Origin of the sequence: Streptomyces sp. NBC_00252 (assembly GCF_036187565.1) — a bacterium.
Lineage (GTDB): Bacteria > Actinomycetota > Actinomycetes > Streptomycetales > Streptomycetaceae > Streptomyces.
The window spans coordinates 558,457-578,917 of record NZ_CP108087.1 but is presented as its reverse complement, the minus strand read 5'-3'; the positions used below and the strand labels follow the sequence as shown (position 1 = coordinate 578,917).

16 protein-coding genes are annotated in these 20,461 nt (G+C 71.6%); 8 read left to right on the top strand and 8 right to left on the bottom strand.

Annotation, left to right across the window (positions count from 1 at the left end; all coding sequences use genetic code 11):
• The first annotated feature begins 7 nt into the window (after positions 1-7).
• The 4 genes from OHT77_RS02480 to OHT77_RS02465 are packed head-to-tail and all read left to right on the top strand — an operon-like array spanning position 8 to position 3,352.
• Positions 8-1,084 carry a GSCFA domain-containing protein gene (locus tag OHT77_RS02480; RefSeq protein ID WP_328826257.1) on the top strand — a complete coding sequence of 359 codons (1,077 nt, stop codon included), beginning with the start codon at positions 8-10 and terminating at the stop codon, positions 1,082-1,084.
• A gap of 52 nt (positions 1,085-1,136) precedes the next feature.
• Entirely contained in the window at positions 1,137-1,715 is a 579-nt protein-coding gene (locus tag OHT77_RS02475; RefSeq protein WP_328826256.1) for a hypothetical protein, read from the top strand.
• 53 nt (positions 1,716-1,768) lie between these two features.
• The gene (locus OHT77_RS02470; protein ID WP_328826255.1) at positions 1,769-2,647 is read left to right on the top strand and encodes a TauD/TfdA dioxygenase family protein; all 879 of its coding nucleotides are present in this window, start codon (positions 1,769-1,771) and stop codon (positions 2,645-2,647) included.
• A 30-nt stretch (positions 2,648-2,677) separates the two neighbouring features.
• Complete coding sequence (locus OHT77_RS02465; protein WP_328834128.1) at positions 2,678-3,352, top strand: hypothetical protein; 675 nt, start codon at positions 2,678-2,680, stop codon at positions 3,350-3,352.
• Positions 3,353-3,392: 40 nt separating this feature from the next.
• Here the strand turns inward: OHT77_RS02465 and OHT77_RS02460 are convergent, their stop codons facing one another.
• Entirely contained in the window at positions 3,393-6,329 is a 2,937-nt protein-coding gene (locus OHT77_RS02460) for a SpoIIE family protein phosphatase (RefSeq protein ID WP_328826254.1), read from the bottom strand.
• Positions 6,330-6,601: 272 nt separating this feature from the next.
• Between OHT77_RS02460 and rutA the strand changes: the two genes are divergently transcribed.
• The 3 genes from rutA (at position 6,602) to OHT77_RS02445 (ending at position 9,910) form a co-directional block, all read left to right on the top strand.
• Entirely contained in the window at positions 6,602-7,675 is a 1,074-nt protein-coding gene (gene rutA, locus OHT77_RS02455) for a pyrimidine utilization protein A (protein ID WP_328826253.1), read from the top strand.
• A gap of 70 nt (positions 7,676-7,745) precedes the next feature.
• Complete coding sequence (locus OHT77_RS02450) at positions 7,746-9,275, top strand: MFS transporter (RefSeq protein WP_328826252.1); 1,530 nt, start codon at positions 7,746-7,748, stop codon at positions 9,273-9,275.
• On the top strand, positions 9,272-9,910 hold the full coding sequence (locus OHT77_RS02445) for an isochorismatase family protein (RefSeq protein WP_328826250.1): 639 nt from the start codon (positions 9,272-9,274) through the stop codon (positions 9,908-9,910). The genes OHT77_RS02450 and OHT77_RS02445 overlap by 4 nt, the downstream gene beginning before the upstream one ends.
• Before the next feature lie 30 nt (positions 9,911-9,940).
• Here OHT77_RS02445 and OHT77_RS02440 read toward each other — a convergent pair whose 3' ends face one another.
• From OHT77_RS02440 to OHT77_RS02410, 7 genes are all read right to left on the bottom strand, one after another.
• A complete protein-coding gene (locus tag OHT77_RS02440; protein WP_328834127.1) occupies positions 9,941-11,479 on the bottom strand; it encodes an SDR family oxidoreductase in 1,539 nt (512 codons plus the stop codon).
• Positions 11,480-11,836: 357 nt separating this feature from the next.
• Entirely contained in the window at positions 11,837-12,331 is a 495-nt protein-coding gene (locus tag OHT77_RS02435; RefSeq protein WP_328826249.1) for a MarR family winged helix-turn-helix transcriptional regulator, read from the bottom strand.
• Positions 12,332-12,385: 54 nt separating this feature from the next.
• Positions 12,386-12,814 (bottom strand): STAS domain-containing protein, encoded by a 429-nt coding sequence (locus tag OHT77_RS02430; RefSeq protein WP_328826248.1) that lies wholly within the window; start codon positions 12,812-12,814, stop codon positions 12,386-12,388.
• Positions 12,811-13,905, bottom strand: coding sequence for a cobalamin B12-binding domain-containing protein (locus tag OHT77_RS02425; RefSeq protein WP_328826247.1), 1,095 nt, complete (start codon positions 13,903-13,905; stop codon positions 12,811-12,813). Before OHT77_RS02425 ends, OHT77_RS02430 begins: the two co-directional genes overlap by 4 nt.
• On the bottom strand, positions 13,902-15,479 hold the full coding sequence (locus tag OHT77_RS02420) for a PP2C family protein-serine/threonine phosphatase (RefSeq protein ID WP_328834126.1): 1,578 nt from the start codon (positions 15,477-15,479) through the stop codon (positions 13,902-13,904). The genes OHT77_RS02425 and OHT77_RS02420 overlap by 4 nt, the downstream gene beginning before the upstream one ends.
• A 466-nt stretch (positions 15,480-15,945) precedes the next feature.
• Positions 15,946-17,976: an ATP-binding protein gene (locus OHT77_RS02415; protein WP_328826246.1), complete on the bottom strand. Its 2,031-nt coding sequence runs from the start codon at positions 17,974-17,976 to the stop codon at positions 15,946-15,948.
• A 481-nt stretch (positions 17,977-18,457) separates the two neighbouring features.
• Positions 18,458-19,195, bottom strand: a complete 738-nt coding sequence (locus OHT77_RS02410) for an SDR family oxidoreductase (RefSeq protein ID WP_328826245.1) — start codon at positions 19,193-19,195, stop codon at positions 18,458-18,460.
• Positions 19,196-19,511: 316 nt separating this feature from the next.
• Between OHT77_RS02410 and OHT77_RS02405 the strand changes: the two genes are divergently transcribed.
• On the top strand, positions 19,512-20,387 hold the full coding sequence (locus tag OHT77_RS02405) for a helix-turn-helix transcriptional regulator (RefSeq protein ID WP_328826244.1): 876 nt from the start codon (positions 19,512-19,514) through the stop codon (positions 20,385-20,387).
• Positions 20,388-20,461 lie beyond the last annotated feature (74 nt).

Here is a 20,461-nt window from a genome sequence, read left to right as displayed (position 1 = left end):
GGGCACCGTGGAGCACCCCTACACCCGTCAGCCCGCGCGGTCCTTCTGGCGTACGGCGGTCGCCGAGCCCGACGCGACGGACATCGGCGAGCTGTGGACGCCGAAGTTCGCGATCGGGCAGGACGCCCCTGTCGTCACCGCCGGTTCGTGCTTCGCCGCGCACATCGGGCGGGCGCTGCTGGAGGAGGGCATGCACTGGTACGACGCCGAACCGCCGCCGCCGGGGCTCACCCGCGCCGAGCAGGCGGCACGCGGGTACCGTCGTTTCTCCTTCCGGACCGGGAACATCTACACCGCCGCCGCGCTGCGCCAGTGGGTGGCGTGGGCGCTGGACGAGGAGAAGCCGCCCGAGGAGAGCTGGGCGGAGGACGGGGCGTTCTACGATCCGTACCGGCCGACCCTCGAACCTGACGGCCATGCCTCGCCCGAGGACCTGCTGCGCGCCCGCGACCTCACCCTCGCCGCCGTCCGCGCCGCCCTCACCACGGCCGACGTCCTCGTCTTCACCCTCGGCCTCACCGAGGCCTGGCACGACACCGTGACCGGCACGGTGCTGCCCATGTGCCCCGGCACCGTACGCGGCACCTTCGACCCCGCCCGGCATGTGCTGCGCAACCACACGGTGGCGCAGGTGCACCGCGATCTGACGGACGTGCTCGCTCTCGCCCGTGGCATCAACTCCCGGCTGCGCATGGTCCTGACGGTCTCCCCGGTGCCGCTGACAGCCACGGCCACCGGCCGCCACGCGCTCGTCGCCACCACCCACTCCAAGTCCGTACTGCGGGCGGCTGCGGGGCAGTTGGCGGACGAGTCGGACGACGTCGACTACTTCCCGTCGTACGAGATCATCACCGGCTTCCCGTACCGGGCGGCCTTCTACGAACCCAACCTCCGCACGGTCACCCCCGACGGCGTGGCCTTCGTGATGCGGCACTTCTTCGAGGCCCTCCAGGGCCGGTCCGCCCGGACGCGACCCGAGCCCGGACCCCGACCCACCACGCCCGTCGCCGGCGGAGAGGACCACTGGTGTGACGACGCCGTGCTCGACTACTACAACCCCCGCCCGCTTCCTTCTGCTGGGTGACTCCCACGCAGGCTGCGTCGGACAGGCCGCCCGAGCCGCCGAACTCCCCTTCGTGGGCGGCCCGTTGGGCTCGGGGCGCGACTTCCTGGGCCCCTTCTTCGACACGGACGGCACCTTTCGGCGGGAGGAGTCGCAGCGGCTGTACCGCGAGTTCCTCGACACCCTCGACGTGCGCGGACTCGCCGCACTGTCGATCCCCCTCGTGTGCACCTTCGGGCTGAGCGCCCACACGGTGGCCACCCGCCAGAACTGGGATTTCTACCGCGACCGCCACGGCACCGTCCCGGACACCTTCCTCGACAGCCACCTCTTCGCCGACCTGGTCAGGGCGACCGTCCGGGGCGCGCTCGCCTTCTACGACCACGCCGTCGCCCTCGGCCTACGAGTCCTGGCACCCCTGCCGCCCCAGCGCGTCCCCGGCACGTCCGACCCGGACGTCTTCTTCGCCGCGCAGGACATCGTCGTAGACGAACTCACCGCGCGAGGAGTCGAGTTGATCGACCTCCGCTCCCGCGTCGCCGACGCCGACGGTCTGCAACGCCCCGCCTTCTGCAAGGCGGACGACACGATCCACGGCAACCTCGCCTTCGGCCGCCTCGTCCTGTCCGAACTCCTCGACCGAGGCCTGTAGACAACCCGCACGCTCACCCCGCCACCCACCCCGACACACCATGGAGGTCCCTCATGGAGGAGTACGCGCTCAAGGCCGTCGAGCGGCTCACCACCCGCCCCGCCGAGCCCTACGAGACCCTGTCCGTCGCCCCGATCACCCCGGTGCTCGGCGCGGAGGTCACCGGCCTCGACCTGTCCCAGGAGCTGACGCCCCAGCAGGAGAAGGAACTCAAGCACGCGTTCCAGACCCACCACGTCCTCGTCTTCCGCGACCAGGACATCACCCCCGAGGAACACAAGCGGTTCGCGGGCGTCTTCGGCGAACTGCATCCCGTGGCCCTCGCCCCGGAGGGGTCCGACCCGTACATCCTGGAGATCAAGGCGACCAAGGAGTCCAAGGCCGTGGCCGGCAACGGCTGGCACTCCGACGGCACCGCCGACGCCGAACCCTCCCTCGGCTCACTGCTCTACATCACCACCATCCCCGAGGGCGGCAGCGGCGGCGACACCGTCTTCGCCAACATGCACCTCGCCTACGAACTGCTCTCCCCGGCGATGCAGAGCTTCCTCGGCACCCTCACCGCTCTCCACGACGGCGCCCTGCCGTGGACCGCCGCGGGACAGACCCCGCCGCCCGAGTACGAGGTGCCGCGCACCGAACAGCCCGTCGTCGTGCGCCACCCCGAGACCGACCGCAAGCTGCTGTTCGTCAACGCCCCCTACACCTCGCACATCACCCAGCTGTCCCGCCCCGAGAGCGACGCGCTCCTCGACATGCTGTACGCGCACATCGCGCGCACCCCGCTGCTGCACTGCCGGGTCCGCTGGCAGGAGCGCACCCTCGTCCTCTGGGACAACCGCAGCGTCCAACACCACGCCGTCTGGGACTACTTCCCGCACACCCGGGAGGGCCGCCGCATCGCGGTCGACGGCAGTCGCCTGCACGCCTGACCCGGTTCCCCGACGGAAGCGACCGTGCCCATGACCGCCGTCCCCGAGGACTTCCTCGCCGCACGACACACTCCCGCCCCGGCGCCCCCGGCCTGGCCGGGGCGGCTCGCCACCGCCCTCCACGAGGAGCTGCCGACGGACGCCCGGGACGCCTGGGCGGCTCGTCTGCACACCCTGCTCGGCGCGGGACCGGACACGGGCACGCTGCGCGCCGTCCACGTCTGGCACGCGGACACGGTCCTGCCGCTCCTGGGGGAGGACCCTGTGTTCGCGGCGCTCGGCGCCCTGCACCGCGACGCGGCACAGGGCGGGACGGCGGACCGGTGCGCCTGGCGGACGGCACTCACCCCGGTGCTCGTGCACCTCTACGACGCCGCCTACGACCGGACGGGCGCGTATGCCGAAGCCCACACCGGCGCCCGTGACTACGCGCTCGCCAACGGCTTCTCCGCGACCGACGCCGACGCCTACGGTCACGAGTACGCGTGGTTGAGCAGCGACGCGAACGCGTTGGCCTGTGCCGAGGCCCACGCGGAGGCACTCGGCCCGGCGCTGGCGCGCGCCTATGCGAGCGACGGGTGCGAGGCGTACGCCGACACGTTCCCCGAGGCCCAACTCCGTGCCGTGGCACGGGCCTTGGGGGCGGAACCCGTCACACGGCTGGCCGAGGGGTTCCTCTCGGCACTGGAGGCGTGTCGACCGTAGCGGCCGCTCTGGAGTATGCGGGTGCTTGTCCCCGGACGGTTCAGTCGTCGTCGCCGAACGGCAGGGAGTCGAGGTCGCCGGTGAAGTCCGCCGCGTCCGGGAACATCAACTCCAGTGCCTCGTCGGGGAGTTCGGGCCGGGCTCCGGAGATGTTGAGCGACTGCTCCGTCCAGATGCACTTGCCGGTCGGTGTGTAGCGGGTGCCCCAGCGCTGGGTGAGGGCGGTGACGAGTTGGAGCCCGCGGCCGCCTTCGTCGGTGTCCGTGGCGCGCCGGATGCGGGGCATCGTCAGGCTGCCGTCGAAGACCTCGCAGATCAGTTCGGCGCCGTGCAGGAGCCGTAGGCTGACCGGGCCCTTCGCGTGGCGTACGACGTTGCCGACCAGCTCGCTCGCGAGGAGTTCCGTGGTCGGTGTCAGGTCCTCCAGGCCCCAGGTGCGCAGCTGTTCACGGACGTGGCGGCGGGCCTGGCCGGCCGCGCGCGGGTCCTCGGGCAGCGGCCAGGAGGCGATCCTGTCGCCGGTCAGGGCGTGCAGCCGGGCCACGAGGAGGGCGGCGTCGTCGGCCGTCGGGTGCTCGGCGGGCAGCAGCCCCTCCGTGAGGGTGTCGCAGAGCTCCTCCAGGTCGGCCTCCCCACCGGACTCGGTGCGGTACGACGTACGCAGGAGGCGGGCCAGGTCGGCCATGCCCTCGTCCATCTCGCGCTTCGACGACTCGACGAGACCGTCGGTGTACAGCACCAGCAGACTGCCCTCCGGCACCTTCAACTCGACCGTCTCGAACGGCGGTTCACCCGCACCGAGCGGCGGATCGGCCGACAGCTCGGGGAAGTGCACGGTGCCGTCCGGGTGCACCACAGCCGGTGGCGGATGACCGGCCCCGGCGATGGAACAGATCTGGGTCGTCGAGTCGTAGAGCGCGTACAGACAGGTCACGTACGACTCCTCGCCCATCCCGGCGACGAGGTCGTTCAGGTGGCTCATGATCTCGTCGGGCGGCAGCTCCAGGTCGGCGAGGGTGTGCAGCGCGGTGCGCAGACGGCCCATCGTCGCCGCCTCCGGGAGGCCGTGGCCCATGACATCGCCCACCACCAGGGCCACTTGACCGCCGGAGAGCGGAATGACGTCGTACCAGTCGCCGCCCACGTCCATGCCCTGGCCCGCGGGCAGATAACGGGCCGCCGCGGTGCACGCCGGCACCTCGGGCAGGGCGCGGGGGAGCAGGCTGCGCTGGAGCTCGCGGGACCGGGTGTGCTCGGCGTCGTAGAGCCGGGCCCGCTCCAGGGCCTGGGCGACGAGGGCGCTGATCGTGGTGAGCAGCGTGCGTTCCTCGTCGGTGAGGCGCCGGGCGCGGTCGAACGCGACGACGCAGACGCCGAAGGTCTTCCCGGACGCCGTCAGCGGCAGGAACGCCCACGCCTGCTTGCCGGCCCGCGCCGGTCTGCCGATCAGGTCGGGGTAGCGGGCCCCGTACTCCTCGACCGAGGAGAGGAACATCGGCAGACCGGACTCGACGACGTCCCAGGACGGGTCGCCGGGCACCCGGGGGCGGCCGTCGACGGCGGCCAGGAAGTCGTCCGGGTAGCCGTCCGCCCCCACGTTGTACAGCCGGTCGCCCTCGATGGCCTGCACCAGGAGTCCGGTGGCGGCGAACGGCGGCAGCACCCGGCGGGCGACTGCGGCCACCACGTCCTGCGAGGTCGTCGCCTTGGCGAGAGCCGCCGTCAACTCCGCGATACGGGCGGCACGTTGGGCGGCGGAGCGCTCGGAGGCCCGACGTTCCTCCTCGTGCCGGCGCTTCTCGGTGACGTCGGTGATGTAGAGGGTGACGCCGTCGGGGCCCGGGACGACCCGCAGGTGGTAGCGGCGGCCGGTGTCGCCCACCCGCGCGTCGAAACCGACGGGCTTCTCCTCGGCGGCGGCCTTCCGGCAGCGGTCCTCCAGGCCGGGGACGTCACGAGCCGAGGGCAGCTCCCACAGCAGGCGCCCGAACAGCTCCTCCTCGGAGAGGCCGAGCGTGCGCTCCGCCTCCAGGTTGGCGAAGGTGATCCGCCACTCGTCGTCCACCGCGAGGAAACCGTCGCTCATGTGGCGCAGGGCGCGGCTCAGCGCGTCGCGAGCGGTCCGGGACTCGTCGCTCTCCCAGCCCACGCCGATCATCCGGAGGGGTTTGCCGTGCTCGTCGTAGGTCGCCCTGGCGCGGGCCTGCGTCCAGCCGTACATGCCGTCCAAGCGCCGTACCCGGTACTCCGCCTCGAACACGCCGTGCTCGCGGATCGCGCGGTCCACCGCGTCCAGCGTCGGCGCCAGGTCGTCGGGGTGGACGCACGCCATCCAGTTCTCGACCCGGGCGGTGTAGTCCTCGGGTCTGGTGCCGTAGAGCTCCAGGGCCGCCTCGTCCCAGATCAGCTCGCCGCCGCGGATGTCCCAGTCCCACGAGCCGACACTGACCTCCTTCAGCGCCTGCCGGAGCCGGTCACGGTTGCCGCTCAGCTCCGGGTGGAAGGGGCGCGAGGGCGGCGGTGCCTGCCGCATGCGCTCCTCGGTCCAGTCCGCCAGGTCCAGCAGGAACTTCCACTGCTCCGGGGTGGGCTCGCCCTGGTCGCCCATGAGAACCGTGATGGTGCCGATGCTGCGGTCCCCGCCGGACACCGGCACCGCGGCAAGACCGGTGCCGGGCCAGGCCGGGACCTGGCCCGCGGACGACGACCGCACCGGCACCCACACGCCGCTGCCCTGGTGCAGGGCGCGGGCCGGGGCCGTAGGACCCTCCTGGTCGATGATCTCCCACGGGCGGGTGAGCGCGGGCGGCAGACCGGTCGACGACACCAGCCGCAGCGCGGACATCGGACCGCGCAGATGAATCGCACCGCCCAGGGCACCCAACTCGGCAACCGTGTGCTGGAGCGCCAGCCGGAAGACCTCGCTCTCGGTGACACCGGGGTCGACGGCGGCGAGCAGTGCCAGACGCGCGTTCATACCGTGAATTTTACCGTTCCCGCCTCAGAAGACGCCGTGCTCCGCAGGACTCACACCTTCGTCCCCGATCACCGCACACGGCTCTCAACAGCGAGCATTCCAGCGCGAGTTGTGTCGGAGGTCCACCTGTGTTCCCTCCGGTGACAATACTCGGCATCCGGAGGAACGGGACGCCGTGATCAGGGTATGGAACCCCTTGATCATGTCCCCGCGTCGTCACCCCGTCAGGTTCCCCCCTCCCGGCACCACCCCACTCGTCCACGAGGAGCTGCATGGACATCGGCGTCTTCATCCCCATCGGCAACAACGGCTGGCTGATATCGAAGAGTTCACCCCAGTACCTGCCGAGCTTCGAGCTGAACAAGGCGATCGTCCAGAAGGCCGAGGAGCACGGGCTCGACTTCGCCCTGTCGATGATCAAACTCAAGGGCTTCGGCGGCGAGACCGAGTTCTGGGACCACAACCTGGAGTCCTTCACGCTGATGGCAGGCCTGGCCGCCGTCACGGAACGGATCAAGCTCTACGCCTCCACCCCGATCCTCGTCCTGCCCCCGGCGATCGTCGCGCGCATGGCCTCGACCATCGACTCGATCGCCCCCGGCCGCTTCGGCATCAACATCGTCACCGGCTGGGCCCCCGGCGAGTACTCCCAGATGGGCCTCTGGCCCGGCGACGCCCACTTCGGCAACCGCTACGCCCGCGCCGCCGAGTACGTCACCGTGATGAAGGAGCTGTGGAGCGAGGGCGTCAGCAACTTCAAGGGCGACTTCTACGAGATGGACGACTGCGTCCTCTCACCGCGCCCGGCGGACGGGCACATCGACATCGTCGCCGCAGGACAGAGCAACACCGGCATTCGGTTCGCCGCCGAACACGCCGAGTACAACTTCATCCTGGGCAGCGGCGTCAACACCCCCCTCGCCCTGTCCGACACCACCGCCACGCTCGTCGACGCGGCGGCCGGGACCGGTCGTGACGTCGGCGCGCTCTCCCTCTTCATGGTCATCGCGGACGAGACCGACGAGGCTGCCCGGGCGACCTGGCAGGACTACCACGACAACGCCGACCTCGCCGCGCTGGCGTACATGACCGGCGAATCCGCCAGCGACACCACCGCCGACGACACCTCCACCGCCCGCACCATCGTGCTGCCCGAAGGTGCGGTCAACCTGAACATGGGCACACTCGTCGGCTCCTACGAGACCGTCGCGAAGATGCTGGACGAGGTCGCCGAGGTCGAGGGCACCAAGGGGGTCATGCTCGTCTTCGACGACTTCCTCGTGGGGCTGGAGAACTTCGGCACGCGGATCCAGCCGCTGATGAAGTCGCGTTCGCTGCCGCGGTGACGGCGGGTCGGGAGGGGGCGCGGGTGCGGGTCGGCGCGGCGGTGCTCGGCGGTCCTGACGCGGGGCGCCGATGAGCGGGCGTGCCGTGCGCGGACCGTGGCGGGTGTTCTCCGCCACCGCCGTCGGTGTGGTCGCGGTGTTCCTGAACATGAGCGGGCTCGCCGTCGCCCTGCCCACGATCACACGGGAGTTGGGGGCCGACCCCGGGCAGGCCGACTGGATCCTGCTCGGCTACATGCTGGTCACCACCGCGCTGATCCTCGTCTTCGGCAGGCTCGCCGACATCGTGGGCCGCCGCAGCCTGTACCTCGCCGGGCTCGTCGTCTTCACCACCGGGACCGGGCTCGCGGCGCTCTCCCCGTCCGCCGGTCTCCTGATCGCGGCACGGATCGTGCAGGCCGTCGGCGCCGCCGCCGTGATCACCAACAACACGGCTCTCCTGACCGACGTGTTCCCCGCACGGACACTGGGGCGGGCCCTCGGCTGGAACGTCACGGTGGCGGCGACCGCCCAGGTCGCAGGACCGGTCGTGGGCGGCGCGGCGACCCAACTCCTCGGCTGGCGCGGCCTGTTCATCGTGTGTGTGCCGATAGGGCTGATCGCGATCGGCGCCTCGGTGCTGGCCGTTCCGGCGAACCGGAAGCGCGACGCCGGGATGCGGGAACCGTTCGACCTGCCGGGCGCGCTGCTGTCCACGGCGATGCTGACCGCCCTGGTCCTCACCCTGACACCCGGGGTCACGGGCGCCGTCGCCGACTGGCTGCCGTGGGCCTGCGGCGGAGCGACCGTGGCACTCTTCACGGCGTTCGCCGTCGTCCAGGCGCGGCGCGCACACCCGTTGGTCGACGTCGCGCTGCTGCGCACCCGGGCGATCGCCCTCGTGCTCGCGGCCGTACTCGCCAACGCGGTCGGCAGCTACGCCGTCGTACTGCTGGCGTCGTTGCACGAACAGGCGGTGGGCGGGGCCTCGTCCCTGGAGGCGGGAGTGCTGGTGACACCGGTCGCGGCCGGCACGCTCATCACCTCGGCCGCCGCCGGTTCCCTCTTCGACCGCTTCACCCCGCGAGCGCTGACCACGACAGGCATGGCGACGACGGCGTGCGGTCTGCTGGGCTTCTCCCTGACGCTCTCGACGACAGCGGTCCCCTTCTGGACGGTGGCCCCCTTCCTCTTCCTCGTCGGGGCAGGCACCGGACTCTTCATGACGCCCAGCACGAGCGCGCTGATGCTGAGCGCCCCGGCCGACCGACGCGGCATGGCCAACGGCCTGCGCTCCACCACCCAGAACGTCGGCTACCTCCTCAGCACGGCCCTCGCCCTCGCCTTCACGACGACGGGCCTCAGCGAACCGGCCCGCCAAGCCGCCTACGACGGCACACTGAACACCCTCAACGTCCTCGCGTCCGGTGAACTGCACCGCTTCGTCGCCAACATCCGCGTCACGGGGTTCGTCCTCACGGGCATCACCGTGATCGGGGGAGCGGTCTGCCTGGCGCTGCCGACATCGCTGCGGACGGACCGTACCGCCGACACCGCGGATGCCCGTTCCGCCGCGAACGGCCGCCCGGAGCCCGCCACTTCACGAAAGGCGTCGCCATGACCGGTTCCCGTTCCCCGCAGGAGGACTACGAGCGCGCCGGCTTCGACGGCCACCTCACCCCGGGCACCTCCCCGGCACTCCTCCTGGTGGACCCGGCCCGTGCCTACGTGGACCCCGACTGCCCGCTCTACGCCGGTGTCGAACAGGCGGCCGACGCGATGCGGCTCCTGCTGGCCGACGCACGCCGGGCCGGGATCCCGGTGATCGTCACACGGGTGCTGCTGCGCGCCGACGGCAGCGACGGCGGCCTCTTCCTGCGCAAGGTGCCCGCCGTACGGGCGTTCGCGGAGGACAGCCCCTTCAGCGCGTTCATCGACGGTCTCGCCCCGGCGCCGGACGAGCTGACCGTGACGAAGCAGTCCCCGAGCGCCTTCCACGACACCGCCCAGGCCGCCCACCTCACCGCCAGCGGCATCGACACCCTGCTGATCGGCGGACTCTCGACCAGCGGCTGCGTCCGCGCCACCGCACTGGACGCCATGCAGCACGGATTCGTACCGGTCGTGGTCGAAGAGGCCGTGGGCGACCGCGATCCCGACGTCCATGCCGCGAACCTCTTCGACATCAGGCACAAGATCGGCGAGGTCTGGCCGCTCGGGCGGGTTCAGGAGTACCTCACGTCCCCGCTCGGCTGAGTGCCGGGGCCCGGCCCGGAACGAAGTGCGCTAGGCCTGGGATTCCGGTGCACCGCGCAGGTGTCGGAGGCGGCCGCGCAGGGACGTGCGCCTCCGTCCGACGGTGCCCTGGGCCGCGGCCCGGGTGATGTTGCGGGCCATGCCGCCGAAGACGACCGAGTGGAAGGGGGAGACGGACCACCAGTAGACGTGGCCCAGCAGCCCGCGCGGGTGGAACAGGGCGCGCTGGCGGTACCGTGTGCGGCCGTCGTCCCCCGTCTCCGCGTACATCTCAAGCCAGGCGAGGCCGGGCAGCCGCATCTCGGCCCGCAGCCGCAGCAGTTCGCCGGGCGTGATCGCCTCGACCCGCCAGAAGTCCAGCGAGTCGCCGACCCTCAGGTGCTCGGCGTCGCGCCGTCCGCGACGCAGGCCGACACCGCCGACGAAGCGGTCCATCCAGCCCCGGACGGCCCAGGCGAGCGGGAACGAGTACCAGCCGTTGTCGCCGCCGATCCCCTCGATCACCCTCCACAGCGCCCGCGTCGACGCATCGACCGACCGCTCCCGTTCGTCCTCGTAGAGGCTGCCGCCCGCCCAGTCCGGGTCGGTGGGCAGCGGATCACTGGGTGCCCCCGGCACGGCGGCGGACGACCAGCGGGTGACGACCTGCGCCTCCCGCACCCTGCGCAGCGCCAGGGAGAGCGCCTCCTCGAACGGCAGCGGGCGGCCCGGCGCGTCGGGCACGTACCGGGCGATGTCGTGCTCGTGGCACACCACCTCGTGGCGCAGCGACTCCGTGAGCGGCCGGGCGATGGAGGCGGGCACGGGGGTGACCAGACCGACCCAGTGACTGGACAGCCTCGGGGTCAGCACCGGGACCGGCACGATGAGCCGTCGGGGCAGGCCCGCGACGACGGCGTATTGGCACATCATCTCGCGGTAGGTGACGACGTCCGGGCCGCCGATGTCGAACGTCCGGTTCACGTCCTCCGGCATCGTGGCGGAGCCGACCAGATAGCGCAGTACGTCCCGCACCCCGATGGGCTGGGTGCGCGTGTGGACCCAGCTCGGGGTGACCATCACCGGCAGCCGCTCGGTGAGGTAGCGCAGCATCTCGAACGAGGCGGACCCCGAGCCGATGACGACGCCGGCCCGCAGCACGGTGGCGGGCACTGGTGCGTCCAGGAAGACGCGACCGACCTCGGTGCGCGAACGCAGGTGCGGGGAAAGGGTGTTCTCGGGCACGCCTCGCGGGGTGAGCCCGCCGAGGTAGACGATCCGCCGCACACCGGCGGCCTGGGCCTGCTCGGCGAAGACCCGTGCGGCCCGCCGGTCCGTCTCCTCGAACCCGGAGCCGGACCCGAGGGAGTGCACCAGGTAGTAGGCGACGTCGATGCCGCGCAGGGCCTCGGCGACCGAGTCGGGGTCGGTGACGTCCCCGCGGACCGACTCGACGGCGGATGCCCAGGGGTGGTCACGGAGTTTGTCGGGCGACCGGGCCAGACAGCGGACACTGTGGCCGGCCTCCAACAGCTCGGGCACCAGGCGACCGCCGATGTAGCCGGACGCCCCGGTGACCAGGCAGTGCAGCCCCTCGGAATCGTGGCCACCGCCCGCCTCCGCGGTGTGCGGCGTGTTCCGCTGGTCGTCCGTGTTCACGATGGTGCCTCCACGCGCTTGGTCCGCAGCCGGTGCCCCGTCGTCCGATCATGACCGCAACGGCCGGGCCGTGCCCGTTACGGCGACGCCGGCCGGGGCGGATCGGCGGATCCCGCCCCTCTCGGTCGCGCCGCCGCCTCGGCCACGCCTCCACGTGCGGGTACCTCGTCCGGGTCGTGCACCGTCGGTCCGGATGTCACCGGCCCGCACTGCCACTTCGCACGGCGACACGCTGCCGGATGCACCGAAGTACCGTGTTCTCGGCCTCGTCCCCCGGCGGTGGACGGGTCAGGCCGCGGAGACACCGCCGGAACCGCTGTGCCCGTCGGCGGTCGTGGTGAGCTGGGCGTGGAGGCCGGCGAGTCCCTTGGCCAACGCACGGCGATCGGCGTGGGACATGCCGTTGATCGCCTGGTGGAGCATGTCCTCGCGCTCCTCGCGTATGCGGCGCATGTGGGCCTGCCCCGCCGGCGTCAGCCGGAGGGTGACCTCGCGCCCGCTGTCGGGGCACGGGAGCCGTTCCAGGAAGCCGATGGCCTGCAGGCGGTCGCACATGCGGGTGACGGAGGGAGGCGCGGTGGCGAGCCGCCCGCACAGGGCCCGCATGCGGATCGCGCCGGCACGGTCGACGACGTACATCAGGCGCAGTTGCGAGGCGGACGCCGGGGCGGGCGAGGACTCCCTCGCGCGCTCCCACAGCACGTCGAGCAGCTCGACCACGCCACCGGCGGACCGGGCGGCGTCGTGGGAGAGCGTGCCCGGGACGAGGTCTGGTGGTGGCATGGGCATCCCCGTCCGTGTCTCTGGCACTGGTGCATGCCCGGAGGGGTCATGCCGTCAGGTGGTGCTGTCCGGTCCGGTGGGGCGAGCCGACGTCCCTCTGCCCGGCAGGGAGGTCTTCGCGGTACAGCGGGCGGAGTCCGCGGCGCCGTGGGGTGGCGCCGTCAGGTGCTCCAGCGTACCCGTGACGGTCAGGAGCCGTTCCAGTTTCGCGCTGCGGGCGTCCAGGTGCAGGCGGACGCCGGCTTCACTGGTCCTGCGGCGGATCATCAGCAGGACGGACAGACCCAGGGAGTCGACGACGTCGAGCCCGCCGCAGTGCAGGTGCAGATCGTGCAGGCGGGGGTGCGCGGCGAGCTTCCCGCTCACCGTGGTCATGAGGCGGTCGGCGTTGTCGTAGTCGAGATCGCCGTGCAGTTCGATGCGGACCGTGGTCTCGGTGTCGACCGTGGTCAGGCGCAGGTGGGCGGGGGGCGTCGTGGTCATGCGTGATTCCTGGCGGTGATGCGGTGGACGGTATCGAGCGCGGTGGCGCCGTGTCGGAGGATGCGGGTGGCCCGCGGGAAGTCCTTGAGCTCGCGAGCGAGGATGTCCAGCGTCGGCGGCAGGCTGCGCGCGGGCACACCGCGGGCGGTGAGGATCTGCGCGGTCCAGGTGATGAACCCGGTGAAGAGGTCGTCGTCGTCGACGTACAGGGCGGTGGCGAGGAACTCCACGATGTGGGCGAGGTCCTCCGCCGTGCGCTCCCGCTGCGGGCCGTCGTAGGCGCGCATGGCCGGGAACGCGTCCTCCAGGCCCGCGAGGGCGGTGCGCACCAGGGACGTGCTGCTGCGGGCGACCACCGTGTATTCCTGGTCGGCCAGATGCGGCAGGTCGTCGATCTGCTGGTGGTCGGGGTGCGGGCGGCACAGCTGACCCTCGGCGAGCCGGTCGGCCGCGGCGCCGGCGTCGGGCGCCCAGGCGTCGGCACCGAGCAGACGGGCGTAGCGCCCGTCGGGTCCGAAGGCCGCGCCGCCGACGAGCACGGGCACGCCGACGGCCTGGCAGGCGGTGATCGCGGCGTGCGCGGTGGGCAGCAGGGTCGCGATCGAGCTGGAGAGCGCCACCGCGTCGGCATCGGTGCGGTGCAGATGGGTGATGAGGTGCGGGGCGGGCACCTGGGCGCCGAGGTAGTTCACGTGCCAGCCGCGCAGCTTCAGGACCTCTGCCAGTAGCCGGGCGGGCAGCGCGTGCCACTCGCCGTCGACGCAGGCCACCGTGATCCCGCCGCGCGTGGGAGTGGTAAGGGCGGCCGGGTGCAACGAAAGGGCCGCGACGGCCCTCTCGTTGATGGCCGTCGCGGCGTGTTCCTGGGCCACGTTGATGCGGTTGGCGGCCCACTCCTGGCCGACTCTGCGCTGCACCGGAGCGATCATGCCCAGCAGGACGTCCTCGGGGGGCACGCCGTCATCGAGCGCGCGCAGCACCACGGACGTGGCCGTGTACTCGTCGGCCGCCAGGACGGCTTCCCACAGCTCATCGGTGGGCGGCTCGGCCGGGAGACCGCCGGGAAGGCGTTGCTCGGTACCGGTACTCATGCAGTGAACCTGCCCCGAGTACGGCCGTTCACCGCACTGAGGTGATGCGTCCGGGGCGCGGAGATCACCACGACGGCCATGTCGTCGTGATGTCCCGTGCCGACCCATTGGGAGGCGAGCATCTGGATCCGTTCCACGATGCTCTCGGAGGGCATGCCCACGCACTCCGACAGGGCACGCTGGAGGCGCTCCTCGCCGTACTGCGTGTTGCCCAGCGGGCCGCCCTTCGCTTCGGTGACACCGTCGGTGTACAGGACGCAGGACTCCCCGGGCGCGAGCGTGAGGCCCGTGGTGCGGGCGACGGCGTCGGGGATCGCGCCGACCAAAGTGCCGCGTGTGTCGGCCTCCTCGACCGTGCCGTCCGAGCGGAGGATCAACGGGCTCGGATGGCCGGCGCTGGTCAGCCGCAGGCTCACCGTGCTGCCCTTGCGCACCGCGGAGGCCAGGACCAGGGTCGCGAAACGGGTGGTGTGGGAGTTGAGCAGCGCCGTGTTCAGCAGGCTGATCATCCGCTGGTGGTCGTCGGCCATGGGAAGCAGCGCGTGCAGGGTGTTGCGGATCTTCCCGGTGAGGACGGCCGCCTCCAGGCCCTTGCCGCACACATCCCCGAGCGTGACCAGCGATGCCTCGCCCTCGACCGCGGCCGGGTGCACGTCGTAGAAGTCCCCGCCGACCCGTTCGTGGTCCGCGGACGGCCGGTAGCCGCCGGCGAAGTCCACCCCCGAGACCTGGTGCAGCGACGGGGGAAGCAGCTCCCGCATCAGCACCTCGGTGATCGACGACTGCTCCGCGTACAGCCGGGCGGCCGACATCGCGGCACCCGCGCGAGCCGCGAACAGCCGTGCGAAGACCTCCTCGCCCTCGGTGAACAGCGCGGTGTCCGAACGGCGCAGCAGGACGAGCGCGCCGGCCGCGACACCGTGACCGGGCAGGGGAGTGATCACTATCGAACCGACCGGACCGAAGCCCGCGGGCACCATCCAGTCCGGGGCGGTGGAGGGGTCGATCCAGCGGGAGGGTACGGGCGGGAAGCCGCGCAGCGCCTCCGCGAGACCCGGCACGTCGTCCGGGGCCGCGGGCGCGTCCGAGGAGACCGGGCTTTCACCGCGCACGCAGGTGACCATCGGCAGCCGCTGCCCGCGCATCGGCGAGATGACCAGCGCAGCGTCGGCGAGATGCTCGGCGGCCAGCTGCGCGGTCGCGTCCATGCAGCGGCCGAGATTCAGTGAGGACAGCAGGGTGCTGGACGCGGTCGCCAGGAACGACGTCCGCTCCCGCTCAGTGCGCAGGGCTTCCCGCGCCAGCTGGTGATCGGTGTCGTCGGCCAGCCACCACACCACCGTGCCGTCGCTCCGCAGGCTCGGATGCGCCTCGAAGACGCAGCCGTCGATCAGGCCCGAGACCGGTGCGCCCGCCGTCTGACCCGCCCGTGGGCCGGGCAGCCGCACCGCGGGGTGCGCCGCCGACAGCCAGGCGGGAGTCACCTCCGCGAACCGCGCCCCTGGCCGGGCCGCGGGCAGCAGCGCACCCGCGGCGGCGTTACGCAGGACGACCGTGCCCTCCGCGTCGACCACGAGGGCCGGGTAGGGAGCGTGGTCCCACAGAGAGCCGTACGGTGTCGCGTCGGTCTGGGCTTGGGTCAGAGCCAAAAGTCGAGGACTCGCTGGGCGAATCCCTCACCTTCTTCCATTCGAAGAAACGTTGCCGTCAGGCAACCATCCCGCACTCCCCACCCGCCCCGCAACCAGCCCTCTGTTCCGCAACCGCCCTGTGTCCGGACGCACAGTGCGGCAGGTCGGGACCGGAACGCCGTCTCCGCAGTGGCCCAGGGGATCCACTCGTTCGGCGCAACAGCGCAGGCGCCAGGCTCAGATCCGGGAGGCCTATTTCACCTTTTTCGTGCGCTACGGCGCTCCGGACCACCTGGCGCATCTCGCGTTCCCCGCATCGCCCGACTCAAACAAGCGGGTGCTCAGGGCGCATTCCCTCGCCCGCGCCGACGACGCGGACGTCCGCCCTTCCCGACCGTGAGATCGACGGTCAGGAAGGGAGCGGGCCGTGCATCACGAGGGCGAGGCTGTATTCGGCGTCGTGGTTCAGGGCGTTGCGGAAGGCCTTCTCGTAGGCGTCGTCACCGACCGCCTTGCGGGCCTGCAGCTCCCATTCGTCGCGGACCTCGGAGAGCTCCGGGGTGCCGTGGTTCGGATGGCCGAGCATCCGCCAGAACGTGTTTCCGGTCCCGGAGGTGCGCGCGGCCGCGATGCCGTTGCCCTGGACCGCGTTCGCTCCGGTGAGGAGGTCGAGGGCGAGGGCGATGCCGAGGTTGTCGTTGAGGTTGTGCTTGCAGGCGAGCATCGCCCGGGCGTGTCGCTCGGCGTCGTTCGCGCGCCCCTGGAGGAGGTCTATGAACGCGAGTTGGTGGAACGCGTACGACCGGGCCCAGTGCTCGCCGTACCGGACGCTGAGGCGGCGCAGCGCTATGGCCGCTTCGTAGGCCTCGGACAGCCGGCCCAGCGCGGAGTGGGCGAAGACGCGGATCACCATGCAGCACAGCTGCGGCGCACCCGAGGGCGGCGAGGTGCCGTGGGCGATCAGGGCGTGGTCGCACACGTCGTACGCGTCCTGGGGGCGGCCGGCCATGAGGTGGGTGAGGCCGAGGGTGTGGGCGGCGAAGAGTTCGGACTGCGGGGTGCCGTCGGCGTGTGCGGCGGCGGCGCACTCCTCCCCGATGCGGAGGGCGCTGCGGTGGTCGCCCTGGAGGGTGAGCGTGATGCCGAGGGCCCAGAGGGCGCGGGTGTGCGACGGGCCCTTCGGGGTGTCGAGGGCGAGGGCGCGTTCGAGGTAGTCGCGGGACTCGTGGAGGTGTCCGCAGCAGGGCCAGAACAGACCCGTGCGGCCGGCCATCTCGACGGCCGCGTCGGGATCGGCCTCGATGAGGTGGTCGAGCGCGGCGCGTACGTCGCTGTGGCTCGCCGAGATCCGCGCGTACCAGGAGACCTGCCGGTCGCTGAGCCAGCCGGCCTCGGACTCGGACAATACGGTCGCGAAGTGCGCGGCGTGGCGCCGGACGAGGACGTCCTCCTCGCCCAGCTCCGCAAGCCACATGGCGCCGTACTCGCACAGCGTGTCGAGCATGCGGTAGCGGGTGCCCGTCTGCTGGAGGACGGACTGGTCCACCAGCCGGTCGAGGAGGGGCGGGATGTCGTCGGCTTCGAGCGGGCCGCCCGCGCAGACGGACTCGGCGTCGGCCGCTTCGAGAGGGCCGCGGAAGACGGACAGCCGTGCCCACAGCAGGCGTTCGAGGGGGGAGCACAGTTCGTGGCTCCAGCCGATCGCCGTGCGCAGCGCGCGGTGGCGCCGGGGCCACACCGTCTCGTCCACGAGCGTGTCGAGCCGTGAGGCGAGGCGCTCGGCGATCTCCGTGAGGCTGGTGTCCCGCAGGCGCGCGCAGGCGAGTTCGACGGCGAGCGGGATCCCCTCCAGGCGGTGGCAGATGTCGGAGATGACCTCGGCCGAGCCGGGGGCGTCCAGGGGCACGTCCGGCGCGGCTGTGGCGCAGCGCTCGCGGAACAGGCGTACGGCGTCCGCCGTGCCGGTGCCCGTGTCGCCGTCGTCGGTGGAGAGCGGGGACACCTCGATGCGGTGTTCACCCTTGACCTCGAGGGGCTGTCTGCTGGTGGTGAGGACCGTCAACTTCGGTGCGGCGGCGAGGAGTTCGCTGATCAGGAGATGGCAGGAGGACAGCACGCGCTCGCAGCAGTCGAAGACGAGCAGGACGTCCCGGCCGGTCAGCCACTCGCACAGCGCCTCGACGGGGGCACGCGGGTTGTGGTCCAGGAGGTCCACGGCATCGCAGACCGTGGCGGTGAAGAGGCGGTCGTCGTAGAGGTTCGACAGGTCGACCCACCACACGCCGTCGGCGTACCGCTCGCGGACCTCCTCCGCGGCGCGTAGCGCCAGACGACTCTTCCCGACACCGCCGCCGCCGGTGAGGGTGACTGTTCGATACCTGGTCAACGCTGTTTTGACCGCGGCGAGTTCGCTCTCACGGCCGACAAAGCTGGTCGTCATGACGGGGAGGTTGCCTAACACGGTCCCATCCTGCACGGCCCGCACGTGGGGCCAAACCCTCTCAACGAAAACGGTCGTAACTGATCGAAATAAGTCGCGATTCGATCGGGAGATTCCTGTGACGGAAGGGGTGAAACGCTTCGGCATGACAACGGGCTTCATCGGCGCGGGCAGAAGCATGGACCCGGTGCAGGCGGGCACTGTGAGTTCCATGGTCAGAGGGTGGGAGAAGGCGCGCTCCACAACCAAGGTGATGATCGGCAGCATCCGGCGACCGGACGGATCCCTCCCGCTGCTCGGAGCCGACCGCGCCGGAGTGGCGCCGCTCGCTCGGCCGGCGGCGCGAGGTTCCGCTCGCCCTCTTCGACCCGCGTCTGCGGGACCGCCCCTCGTCCCTCCCGGACCGACCCGATCCGGGGCCCGGAACTGATCCTGAGGAAGGAGAAGGGCGGCCGCCGTCGTCCGCGTGTCCGGGGGACGGTCAGATCGCGGCGTCGAGAACCGAGCGGATCACCAGCTCGCCGACGTCGACCTGCTCGGGCTGGTTCACGGCGTACACGATCGCGTCGGAGACGGCGGTCGCGGGAAGCGCGAGCTTGTCCGCCATGCCCTGGACCCACGCCATGGTGCCGGGGTCGCCGCCCTGGATCAGCTCCGACTCCACGAAAGCCGGACTGACGACGGTGACCCGGATGTCGCTGTTCTCCTTGCGGACACCCTCGGAGATGGCCCGCACCGCGTACTTCGTCGCGCTGTACACGGCGGTGGTGGGCGCCACCTCGTGCCCCAGGGTGGAGGAGATGGTGACGAAGTGCCCGGAGCCCTGGGCCTTCATCAGCGGCAGGGCCGCCGCGATGCCGTGCAGGACACCGCGCACGTTGACGTCGATCATCAGGTCCCAGTCGTCGGTCCGCCCCATGGCCAGCGGCGACAGAGGCATGACACCGGCGTTGTTGACCAGGACGTCGATCCGCCCGTGCCGTTCGTGCGCGTTGTTCACGAACGCCCGCACGCTGTCCGCGCTCGTCACGTCCAGTTCGGTGTGGTCGGCCGAGCCGCCGGCGGCCTTGATGCCGTCGGCGATGGCGGCCAGGCGGTCGACCCGGCGGGCGCCGAGCACGACATGGTGACCGGCGGCGGCGAGAGCCCTCGCGGTGGCCTCACCGATGCCACTGCTGGCTCCGGTGACCAGGACGATCTTGGGTGTAGGGGTGGTCATGGGATGCTCCGGTCTCTCGTCATGGCGAAGAAGGCAGACGGTTCTGCCGTGTGACTGCCCGGCCGCCCCAGCACATCGGCGCAGCGCCGTGCCGTGACGCACTGGTGCGGGGTCGCCGTGCCGCGCGCAAAGCGGCAGTCTCTGGCTGTGACCTGCGGGACGGTGCGACCGGGCCTGTCCTTGTCGAGACTGGCATCGCCGAGGCGGCGCCAGGGCTTCGGCGCTGGCCCAACGGAACGTAGGTCCGGCGGAACGTAGGTCCAGCTGGGCCACCCTCGGCTTCGGCGCCACCCCGTGTCGGGCACAGAATGGGTGTATGGACCAGAACACCGAGCTGGGGGAGTTCCTCCGTTTCCGCCGGGCACGCCTGACCCCCGAGGCGGTCGGAGTGGAGGCGGGCGGCCGGGCCCGCCGGGTGCCGGGTCTGCGCCGCGAGGAGGTGGCCCGGTTGGCCGGCGTGAGCACCGACTACTACACCCGCCTGGAACAGGGACGGCATCCCAACGTCTCCGAGAGCGTGCTGGCCGGTGTGGCTCGCGCCCTGCGGCTGGGCCCGGTCGAACGCGAACACCTCTTCCACCTCGCCCGCCCGCGCGGCGCACAGCCTTCGCGGGACCGGGCACGAGTCGAGCGGGTACGGCCGGAAGCGCACCAGATGCTGGAGGCGCTCGGGGCCGTCGCCCCGGCCTTCATCGTCAACCACCGGCTCGACGTCCTGGCCTCGAACCACCTGGTCCGGGCGCTCATCACGGATTTCGACGCGCTGCCGGCCCGAGAGCGCAACTTCGCGCGCTTCGTTCTCCTCTCCCCGGACGCGCGGAAGCTGTACGCCGACTGGGAGGCCATGGCACGGACCATCGTGGCCAACCTCCGCATGTCATCGGGACGCCACCCCGACGACACTCGCCTCAACGACCTCATCGGCGAGATCGGCGCCAAGGTGCCGGAGTCCAGGGCCTGGTGGGCGAGCCACCAACTGGACGACTGCGGTCACGGAACCCAGCTGTTCCACCACTCCGTGGTCGGTGAGCTGACCCTGCACCACGAAGCACTGAGTTTCTCGAACGACCCGGACCAGACCATGTGCCTCTACACCGCCGAGCCCGGCTCCTCCTCCGCCCAGACCCTGGCACTCCTCGCCAGCTGGAGCGCGCCCCGGACCTCGGTGGGCGCCCGTTCATCCGCCGCGTAGGGGCGGGACGCCGGCCGAACTCGTTGAGCTTGCCGGTGGCCACGCTGCGCGTGACTCATGCCACCCACGTGCCG

What these genes read in the sequence shown, in the direction of transcription:
- OHT77_RS02470 (WP_328826255.1), top strand. Translation starts at nt 1,769, where the DNA reads ATGGAGGAGTACGCGCTCAAGGCCGTCGAGCGGCTCACCACCCGCCCC.
- OHT77_RS02465 (WP_328834128.1), top strand. Translation starts at nt 2,678, where the DNA reads ATGACCGCCGTCCCCGAGGACTTCCTCGCCGCACGACACACTCCCGCC.
- OHT77_RS02460 (WP_328826254.1), bottom strand. Translation starts at nt 6,329, where the DNA reads ATGAACGCGCGTCTGGCACTGCTCGCCGCCGTCGACCCCGGTGTCACC.
- rutA (WP_328826253.1), top strand. Translation starts at nt 6,602, where the DNA reads ATGGACATCGGCGTCTTCATCCCCATCGGCAACAACGGCTGGCTGATA.
- OHT77_RS02450 (WP_328826252.1), top strand. Translation starts at nt 7,746, where the DNA reads ATGAGCGGGCGTGCCGTGCGCGGACCGTGGCGGGTGTTCTCCGCCACC.
- OHT77_RS02445 (WP_328826250.1), top strand. Translation starts at nt 9,272, where the DNA reads ATGACCGGTTCCCGTTCCCCGCAGGAGGACTACGAGCGCGCCGGCTTC.
- OHT77_RS02435 (WP_328826249.1), bottom strand. Translation starts at nt 12,331, where the DNA reads ATGCCACCACCAGACCTCGTCCCGGGCACGCTCTCCCACGACGCCGCC.
- OHT77_RS02430 (WP_328826248.1), bottom strand. Translation starts at nt 12,814, where the DNA reads ATGACCACGACGCCCCCCGCCCACCTGCGCCTGACCACGGTCGACACC.
- OHT77_RS02425 (WP_328826247.1), bottom strand. Translation starts at nt 13,905, where the DNA reads ATGAGTACCGGTACCGAGCAACGCCTTCCCGGCGGTCTCCCGGCCGAG.
- OHT77_RS02415 (WP_328826246.1), bottom strand. Translation starts at nt 17,976, where the DNA reads ATGACGACCAGCTTTGTCGGCCGTGAGAGCGAACTCGCCGCGGTCAAA.
- OHT77_RS02410 (WP_328826245.1), bottom strand. Translation starts at nt 19,195, where the DNA reads ATGACCACCCCTACACCCAAGATCGTCCTGGTCACCGGAGCCAGCAGT.
- OHT77_RS02405 (WP_328826244.1), top strand. Translation starts at nt 19,512, where the DNA reads ATGGACCAGAACACCGAGCTGGGGGAGTTCCTCCGTTTCCGCCGGGCA.